The following is an 8,063-nucleotide window of genomic DNA, read 5'->3' as shown; positions in this document are numbered from 1 at the left end:
TCGGCACGCCCTGCGCCGCACGGCCGCCGCCGTCGCCCTGGCCGCCCTCGCGCTGCCGGCCGCGGCCTGCGGCAAGTCCGGCAGCCCGCCCGTCAAGGGCCCCAAGCCCGAGGCGCTGCCCGTCTACCAGGTCGACAAGGGCTTCCAGCTGGCCGGCTCGCCCACCTGGCGGGCCGCGAAGGCCCGCGGTCACCTCGTCGTGGGCGCCAAGGAGGACCAGCCCTACATGGGAGAGAAGGACCCCGCCACCGGCGTCTACTCCGGCTACGACATCGAGATCGCCCGCATGATGTCCGCCTCCCTCGGCTTCGACCCCAAGACCATCCACTTCCGCACGATCGCCTCCGCGAACCGCGAAACCGCCCTCCAGAACGGCCAGATCGACTACTACGTCGGCACGTACACCATCAACGCCCTGCGCAAGAAGCAGGTCGGCTTCGCCGGGCCCTACTACATCGCCGGGCAGTCGCTGCTCGTCCGCACCGACGAGAAGGACATCAACGGCCCCCAGGACCTGGCCGGCAAACGGGTCTGCTCGGCCGCAGGCTCCACCCCGCTGCAGCGCATCGAGCGCGAGTACCCCAAGGCGATCCCGGTCGCCTACGACACCTACTCGGTCTGCGTGGACAACCTCCTCAGCCTCCAGGTCGACGCCGTGACCACCGACGACACCATCCTCATGGGCTTCGCCGCCAAAGCGCCCGACGAGCTGAAGATCGCCGGCAAGCCCTTCTCGAAGGAGCCCTACGGCATCGGCGTGCCCCGCGGCGACAACGCCCTCCGCTTCGCCCTCGACGACGCCATCGAGGCGCACGAGAAGAACGGCGACTGGAAGAAGGCGTACGACGCGACGCTCGGCCTCTCCGGGGTCCCGGCCCCGAAGCCGCCCGCCGTCGACCGCTACCCGGCGAGCTGAGGAGCCCCGCGATGAACGTGCTCACCGACAACTTCTCCCTCTACGGCAAGGGCCTGCTCGGCACGGTCGAACTCACCGTCTACGCCTCGCTGCTCGCCCTCGCCCTGGGCTTCGTGATGGCCTCCTTCCGCGTCGCCCCCGTCGGCTCCCTGCGGGTCTTCGGCACGGTGTGGGTGACGGTGCTGCGCAACACCCCGCTCACGCTGCTGTTCTTCGCGGTGCTGCTCGGCCTGCCGCGGTTCGGCGTCGTGCTGCCCTTCCAGCTGTTCGCCGTCCTCGCCCTGGGCTGCTACACCTCGGCCTTCATCTGCGAGGCGGTGCGCTCGGGCATCAACACCGTGCCGGCGGGGCAGGGCGAGGCGGCCCGCAGCCTGGGCATGACCTTCGGGCAGACCCTGAGCCTCGTCGTGCTGCCGCAGGCCTTCCGCTCCGTCATCCCGCCCGTCGGCTCCACCCTGATCGCGCTCGCCAAGAACTCCGCGATCGCCGGGTCCTTCAGCGTGACCGAGCTCCTCGGCACGTACAAGCCGCTCAACGAGCTCGGCTACAGCATCGTCTGGACCTTCGTCTGGATCGCCGTCGGCTATCTGATCGTGACCCTGTCCATCAGCGCGATCTTCAACGTGCTGGAGAAGCGCTGGGGAGTGCCCCGATGACCGACACCGCGCTCTACGACATCCCGGGGCCGCGGGCCCGGCGGCGCCACCTGGTCTACGGCCTGGCCGCCACCGTCGTGATCCTGGGGATCGTCGCCTGGGTGCTCTACCTCCTCTTCGACACCCACCAGTTCACCGCCGAGAAGTGGCGGCCGTTCGTGTACGAGGGCATCCAGGAGATGCTGCTGCGAGGCCTCGGCAACACGCTCAAGGCCTTCGCCTACGCCGCCGTGCTCTCCCTCGCCCTCGGCGGGCTGCTCGCCGCGGGCCGGCTCTCCGACCACCGGATCGTGCGCTGGATCGCCACGGTCTTCGTGGAGTTCTTCCGCGCGATGCCGGTCCTGGTCATGATCTTCTTCGTCTTCGTCGCCCTCAAGGTGCAGCCGCTGCCGGCGCTCGTCACCGGGCTCACCCTCTACAACGGCTCGGTGCTCGCGGAGGTCTTCCGGAGCGGGGTGAACTCGGTCGACCGCGGCCAGCGGGAGGCGGCGTACGCGCTCGGGATGCGCAAGACGCAGGTGATGGGGCACGTGCTCGTGCCGCAGGCGCTCCGCGCCATGCTGCCGACGATCATCAGTCAGCTCGTGGTGGCGCTCAAGGACACCTCGCTCGGCTTCCTGATCACCTACGAGGAGTTCCTGCACGCCGGCAAGCTGATCGCCAGCAACCTGGACTACGGGCTGCCGTTCATCCCCGTCGTCATGATCATCTCCCCGATCTACATCGGCATGTGCATGCTGCTCTCGTGGCTGGCGACCTGGGTCGCGAAGCGGCAGCGGCGCAGCCTCAAGACGGAGGCGGTGGAGGTCGCCCCGGCGGAGCCCGGCACCCTCCTGCCGGGTGCCGGGCAGATCCACCCGTGACGGCCGGGGCGGCTACTCGACGACGACCTTGCCCGTCAGGGTCGAGTGGAGGTCGCAGTGGTAGGAGAAGGTCCCCGGGGCCGTGAAGACCTGGGTGAAGTCGCCGCCGGGGGCGATGAGGCCCGAGTCCCAGCCGGGCTCGTCGGACGTCGTGGTGTGCTCGTCGTTGTCCTTGTTGACCCAGCGGACGGAGTCGCCGACGTGGATGGTGACCGACGCCGGGACGAACTCGTAGCCCTCGATCACCACGGTGGCCTCGGTCTCGGTCGCGGTACTGCCGGCCCCGGCGGCGGGCGCCGCCGGTCCGGCCAGGAGCGCGCCCAGCGCGAGTGCTGCCGGCAGGGCGATGAAGGGGCGGGAGAGTGTGCGGGCGGGTGAACGTCGCATGGGAGCCCTCCTCGGACGTGAGTGCGGGGAAGCTGCCCTCTTGCGGGTGCGACAACCGCCCATCACTCGAACGTGCGAACGATTCGGGATTCCGGTGCAAGGTGAGGCACCGGTGTGTGACATGGTCGCCGCGCAAGCCGTCCTGCGCCAATCGGCGCAACCTGTCCCGCGCCGTCCCGTGTCAGCCCTCCTGCCCCAGCCACAGGTCCGGGCCGAAGACCTCGTAGTGGATGTCGGCCGCGGCGACCCCCGCGTCCAGGAGCTGTGTGCGGACCGAGCGGAGGAACGGCAGCGGTCCGCAGAGGTACGCCGTGGTGCCCGCGGGGATGTCGATGCGGGACAGGTCGGCGTAGCCGGTGCGGTCGGCGGGCCAGGCGCCCTCCGGCTCCTCGTACCAGACGTGCGCGACCGCGTCCGGCAGCTTCTCCGTGAGCCGCAGCAGGTCGGTGCGGAAGGCGTGGGTGGACTCGCTGCGGTCGGCGTGGACGGAGATGACGCGGCGCCGCGCGCCGGTCGCGGCCAGGTGGGAGAGCATCCCGGTCATGGGGGTGCAGCCGATGCCGGCCGAGGCCAGCAGGACGGGCGCGTCGCCGTCGTCGAGGGCGACGTCGCCGGCCGGTGCGCTGACCATCAGGGTGTCGCCGACGGCCACGCGGTCGTGCAGGTGGTGGGAGACCTCGCCGTCCGGTTCGCCGGTCACGCGCTTGACGGAGAACTGCAGGGCGTCGTCGGGCCGGCCGGAGAGGCTGTACTGGCGGATCTGCCGCGCCCCGTCGGGGAGTCGCACCTGCACGGAGACGTACTGGCCGGGCCGGGAGGCGGGCAGCGGACGGCCGTCCAGCGGCTGTACAAGGTACGTGGTGACCTCCGCGGTCTCCGCGAGGCGGCCGGTGACGCGGTACGGGCGGAAGACGTCCCCGGCGGCGGTTCCGGCCTGTTCGTACAGGCGGGCCTCCAGGGCGATGAGGGCGTTGGCCATCAGCCAGTAGACCTCGTCCCAGGCCGCCGCGACCTCCTCGGTGACGGCGTCGCCGAGCACCTCCGCGATGGCCTCGAAGAGGTGCCGGCGGACCACCGGGTACTGATCGGGGGCGATGCCCAGCGATACGTGCTTGTGGGCGATGCGCGAGAGCATCGCGTCGGGCCGGGTCTCCGGGTGCTCGACCAGGGCCGTCGCGAAGGCGGCTATCGCGCCGGCGAGGGCCTGCTGCTGGGTGCCGCTCGCCTGGTTGCCGCGGTTGAACAGGTCGCGCAGGAGGGCGGGGTGGGCGGCGAAGAGCTTCTCGTAGAAGAGCGGGGCGATCTCGCCGATGGCGCCGCCGACGGCGGGGAGGGTGGCGCGGACGATCTCGGTCGACCTGGTGGACAGCATCGGCGCTCCTGGATCTCTTGGACGGATCGGATGGATCTCTTGAACGGATCGGATCCGGTGGACGGATCTCCCGACCCTTGAATTGGCATCTTGGATACGTATTTTTGGTCGTGCGAAGTCGCCTGAAGGGCTCCGGGGTTCAGGGCCTCGGCGCTTCAGGGGCTTCAGTGGCTTCAGTCCGGTGTGCGGATGCCCAGACTCAGTAGCACCGGGCCCGTCGGCGGGCCGGTCAGCTCCTCCACGGTGATCGGGTCCAGCGCCGCGAAGAACGCCTCCTGCGCGTTGCGCAGGGCGCCCCGCAGCCGGCACGCCGCGCGCAGCGGGCACGGTGGATCGTCCTCACAGCCGACGACGTCGCCCGCGCCCTCCAGCTCGCGCACCAGCCGGCCGACGGATCCCGTCCGTCCGGCGGAGGTGAGGGTGAGTCCGCCGCCGCGGCCCCGGCGGGCCTCGACGACGCCCATGTGCTGCAGTCTGCTGACCACCTTGGCGGCGTGGGTGTACGGCACGCCGACAGCCTCGGCCACCTCGCGGGTGGTCGGGCTGTCGTCGCCGGTCACGGCCAGGCGCATGGCGATGCGCAGCGCGATGTCGGTGCTCTTGGTCAGTCGCACATCTGCACTCTACCTAATTGGATTCTTGTACTCCAATTAATCCCTCGGTCATTAGTTGACAGACGGTCACCACACGGCGAGTCTGACGTCCGCGCCGGCGGACCCGCGGTCCAACCGGACGGCTCACCGCACGGCGCACCCAGGACGACAGCACACAGCACGGAGGCATCAGTGGCACACGCGCATGGACGTGGTGGGCGGTACGGCAAGGGACTGGCCGCGCTCGGCGCGGCGGCGGCCCTGGCGGCGGGGGCGGCCGGCACCGCGACGGCGGAGGGCGCGGAAGGAGCGGCCGCGACCCCCTCCGGCAGCGCGCGCTACGTCGCCCTCGGCGACTCCTACACCTCCGGCCCCGGCATCCCCGAGCAGACCGGCGGCGACTGCGCCCGCTCCAGCGTCAACTACCCGGCGCTCACCGCGAAGGCCCTGCACCAGACGTCCTTCAAGGACGTCAGCTGCAGCGGCGCCACCACCGACGACATGTGGCGCGCCCAGGGCGACAACGCGCCCCAGCTCGACGCGCTCGGCAGCAACACCCGCCTCGTCACGCTCGGTATCGGCGGCAACGACATCGGCTTCGGCGACATCATCGGCACCTGCGCCCAGCTGTCCGCCACCGACCCGGCCGGCGCGCCCTGCCGCGCGAAGTACACCGACGGCGGCACCGACCAGCTCACCGCCCGCATCGCCGGCGCCGCGCCCAAGGTCGCCGAGGTGCTGAAGGGCGTGCACAAGCGCGCGCCGCAGGCCCGCGTCGTCCTCGTCGGCTACCCGGCGATCATGCCGGAGGACGGCACCGGGTGCTTCCCGTCCGTGCCGATCGCTGCGGGCGACGTCCCCTACCTGCGGGACACGGAGAAGAAGCTCAACACGATGCTGCAGGGCGAGGCCCGCAAGGCCGGCGTCCGCTTCGCCGACACGTACAAGCCGACCCTCGGCCACGACGTGTGCAAGCCGGCGGAGAACCGCTGGATCGAGGGCGCCCGGCCGGAGAACCCGGCGGCGCCGTTCCACCCCAACGCGAAGGGGGAGGCGGCGATGGCCACGGCCGTGACGTCGGCGGCCGGCCGCCGGTAAGCACTCCGCCGGGGCTTCGGCCCGGGCCGGCCGTCATCCTCCGCCGCAGCGGTGGCGCGCCACGATGTTGGTGTTCGGCGGTGCCGTACGAGCTGAGGCCGGTTCGGCACCGCCGGTTGCGTCCGGTGGGGGATGAGCGCCGTCGCGGCGGAGGGAATTCGGCGGGGCGGAGCCCGTACCGCCGGTTGTGTCCCGTGGGGTTGCGCGCCGTCTCGGCGCGGGTAGGCTCCGGGGCCCGTTCGTCCCCTTGGAGGCACTGATGGCCCGTCCGAGAACGAAACCCCCGCGCCGGCGGCTGCCCGTGCTCGCCGCGACGGCCTCCCTGGTCGTAGGGCTCGGCGCACTCCCTGCGGCCGCGGCCGCGGCCCGGACCGGCGGGCCGGCTGCCGAGGCGGGCCGCGCGCCCGCCAAGACCCCCGTGGCCGTCGGCTACGGCGGCGCCGTGGCCAGCGTCGACGCCGACGCCTCGGCCGCCGGCATCGAAGTGCTCCGCAAGGGCGGCAACGCCGTCGACGCCGCCGTGGCCACCGCCGCCGCCCTCGGTGTCACCGAGCCGTACTCCGCGGGCATCGGCGGAGGCGGCTACTTCGTCCACTACGACGCGAAGCGGCACCAGGTCTCCACCATCGACGGCCGCGAACGCGCCCCCCTGAGCGCGGACGAGAACCTGTTCCTGGAGAACGGCAAGCCCATCCCCTTCGCCGACGCCGTCACCAGCGGCCTGAGCGTCGGCACCCCGGGCACCCCCGCCACGTGGGACACCGCCCTGCGCACGTGGGGCAGCCGCTCGCTCGCCCAGGTGCTGAAGCCCGCCGAGCGCATCGCCCGCTCCGGCTTCACCGTCGACGCCACGTTCCGTCAGCAGACCGCCGACAACCAGTCCCGCTTCAAGGACTTCCCGGCCACGGCGAAGCTGTTCCTGCCGGGCGGCGCCCCGCCCGCCGTCGGCAGCACGCTCAAGAACCCCGACCTCGCCCGGACTTACGCCCTGCTCGGCGAGCGCGGCGTGGGGGCCCTCTACCGCGGCGAACTGGGCCGCGACATCGTGCGGACCGTGCGCAAGCCTCCCGTAGACCCCGCGTCCGGGCGCGTCGCCCGCCCCGGCGGCCTGACCGAGCGGGACCTGCGTGCGTACGGCGCGAAGCGCCAGGCTCCCACGCGTACGTCGTACCGAGGACTCGACGTCTACGGCATGGGGCCCTCGTCCTCCGGCGGCACCACGGTCGCCGAGGCCCTCAACATCCTGGAGAGGGGCGACCTTTCGAAGGCCGACGAGAAGACGTACCTGCACCGTTACATCGAGGCCAGCCGGATCGCCTTCGCCGACCGCAACCGCTGGGTCGGCGACCCGGCCTTCGAGGACGTGCCGGCCAAGGCCCTCACCTCGCAGCGGTTCGCCGACGCCCGCGCCTGCCTCGTCAAGGACGACGCCGTGCTGAAGAGCCCGCTCGCGCCCGGCGACCCGCGCAGCCCGGTGCCCTGCGGCGCGCACGGCAAGGCCGCGCCGACCCCGTACGAGGGCGAGCACACCAGCCATCTGACGGTCGCCGACAAGTGGGGGAACGTCGTCGCGTACACGCTCACCATCGAGCAGACCGGCGGCAGCGGCATCACTGTCCCCGGCCGCGGCTTCCTGCTCAACAACGAGCTGACGGACTTCTCCTTCGTCCCCGTCACGCCGGGCGTGCACGACCCGAACCTGCCGGGCCCGGGCAAGCGTCCGCGCTCGTCGATGTCGCCCACGATCGTCCTCGACCACGGGCGGCCCGCGTTCGCCCTCGGTTCGCCCGGCGGCGCGACGATCATCACCACGGCCCTGCAGACGCTTCTCAACCACGTGGACCGCGGGATGCCGCTCGTCGACGCGATCGCCGCGCCGCGCGCGAGCCAGCGCAACGCGGCGGCGACGGAGCTGGAACCGGGCCTGTGGGACAGCCCGTTGCGCGGCAGGCTGGAGCGCATCGGGCACGTCTTCAAGCCCAACCCCGAGATCGGCGCGGCGACCGGCGTGCAGCGGCTGCCGGACGGCCGCTGGGTGGCCGCCGCCGAGCGGGTCCGGCGCGGCGGAGGCTCGGCGATGGTGGTGCGCCCGAGCGGGCACGCTCCCATCCGCTGAGGGCGTGCGCCTCACTCACACGGGTGTATCGGTCCGGGCCGCCGGTTGGGCCGCCGGGGCCC

At 72.2% G+C, this 8,063-nt stretch carries 8 protein-coding genes; 5 read left to right on the top strand and 3 right to left on the bottom strand.

Going from position 1 to position 8,063, the window contains the following annotated elements; all coding sequences use genetic code 11:
* From B7P34_RS22670 to B7P34_RS22660, 3 genes are all read left to right on the top strand, one after another.
* On the top strand, positions 1-916 hold a 916-nt coding region (locus B7P34_RS22670), incomplete at its 5' end, for a glutamate ABC transporter substrate-binding protein (protein WP_223268115.1).
* Positions 917-927: 11 nt separating this feature from the next.
* Positions 928-1,572, top strand: a complete 645-nt coding sequence (locus B7P34_RS22665; RefSeq protein WP_106679248.1) for an amino acid ABC transporter permease — start codon at positions 928-930, stop codon at positions 1,570-1,572.
* Positions 1,569-2,435 (top strand): amino acid ABC transporter permease, encoded by an 867-nt coding sequence (locus B7P34_RS22660; RefSeq protein WP_106679246.1) that lies wholly within the window; start codon positions 1,569-1,571, stop codon positions 2,433-2,435. Before B7P34_RS22665 ends, B7P34_RS22660 begins: the two co-directional genes overlap by 4 nt.
* A gap of 12 nt (positions 2,436-2,447) precedes the next feature.
* Here the strand turns inward: B7P34_RS22660 and B7P34_RS22655 are convergent, their stop codons facing one another.
* The 3 genes from B7P34_RS22655 to B7P34_RS22645 all read right to left on the bottom strand — a co-directional run bounded on the left by B7P34_RS22655 (position 2,448) and on the right by B7P34_RS22645 (position 4,808).
* Complete coding sequence (locus tag B7P34_RS22655) at positions 2,448-2,822, bottom strand: cupredoxin domain-containing protein (RefSeq protein WP_189382972.1); 375 nt, start codon at positions 2,820-2,822, stop codon at positions 2,448-2,450.
* 181 nt (positions 2,823-3,003) lie between these two features.
* Positions 3,004-4,194, bottom strand: coding sequence for a globin domain-containing protein (locus B7P34_RS22650; protein WP_106679243.1), 1,191 nt, complete (start codon positions 4,192-4,194; stop codon positions 3,004-3,006).
* Between the two features lie 173 nt (positions 4,195-4,367).
* Entirely contained in the window at positions 4,368-4,808 is a 441-nt protein-coding gene (locus tag B7P34_RS22645; RefSeq protein ID WP_106679241.1) for an RrF2 family transcriptional regulator, read from the bottom strand.
* A 171-nt stretch (positions 4,809-4,979) separates the two neighbouring features.
* Here B7P34_RS22645 and B7P34_RS22640 point away from each other — a divergent pair, with 171 nt between their 5' ends.
* Together B7P34_RS22640 and ggt are read left to right on the top strand one after the other, a co-directional pair.
* Positions 4,980-5,885: an SGNH/GDSL hydrolase family protein gene (locus B7P34_RS22640; protein ID WP_106679239.1), complete on the top strand. Its 906-nt coding sequence runs from the start codon at positions 4,980-4,982 to the stop codon at positions 5,883-5,885.
* Between the two features lie 259 nt (positions 5,886-6,144).
* Entirely contained in the window at positions 6,145-8,001 is a 1,857-nt protein-coding gene (gene ggt, locus B7P34_RS22635; RefSeq protein WP_106679237.1) for a gamma-glutamyltransferase, read from the top strand.
* Positions 8,002-8,063 lie beyond the last annotated feature (62 nt).

This window comes from Streptosporangium nondiastaticum (genome assembly GCF_003011965.1).
GTDB classification, from domain to species: domain Bacteria; phylum Actinomycetota; class Actinomycetes; order Streptomycetales; family Streptomycetaceae; genus Streptomyces; species Streptomyces nondiastaticus.
The sequence above is the reverse complement of the archived record's forward strand: the minus strand, read 5'-3'. Positions and strand labels throughout refer to the sequence as shown.

What these genes read in the sequence shown, in the direction of transcription:
- B7P34_RS22665 (WP_106679248.1), top strand. Translation starts at nt 928, where the DNA reads ATGAACGTGCTCACCGACAACTTCTCCCTCTACGGCAAGGGCCTGCTC.
- B7P34_RS22660 (WP_106679246.1), top strand. Translation starts at nt 1,569, where the DNA reads ATGACCGACACCGCGCTCTACGACATCCCGGGGCCGCGGGCCCGGCGG.
- B7P34_RS22655 (WP_189382972.1), bottom strand. Translation starts at nt 2,822, where the DNA reads ATGCGACGTTCACCCGCCCGCACACTCTCCCGCCCCTTCATCGCCCTG.
- B7P34_RS22650 (WP_106679243.1), bottom strand. Translation starts at nt 4,194, where the DNA reads ATGCTGTCCACCAGGTCGACCGAGATCGTCCGCGCCACCCTCCCCGCC.
- ggt (WP_106679237.1), top strand. Translation starts at nt 6,145, where the DNA reads ATGGCCCGTCCGAGAACGAAACCCCCGCGCCGGCGGCTGCCCGTGCTC.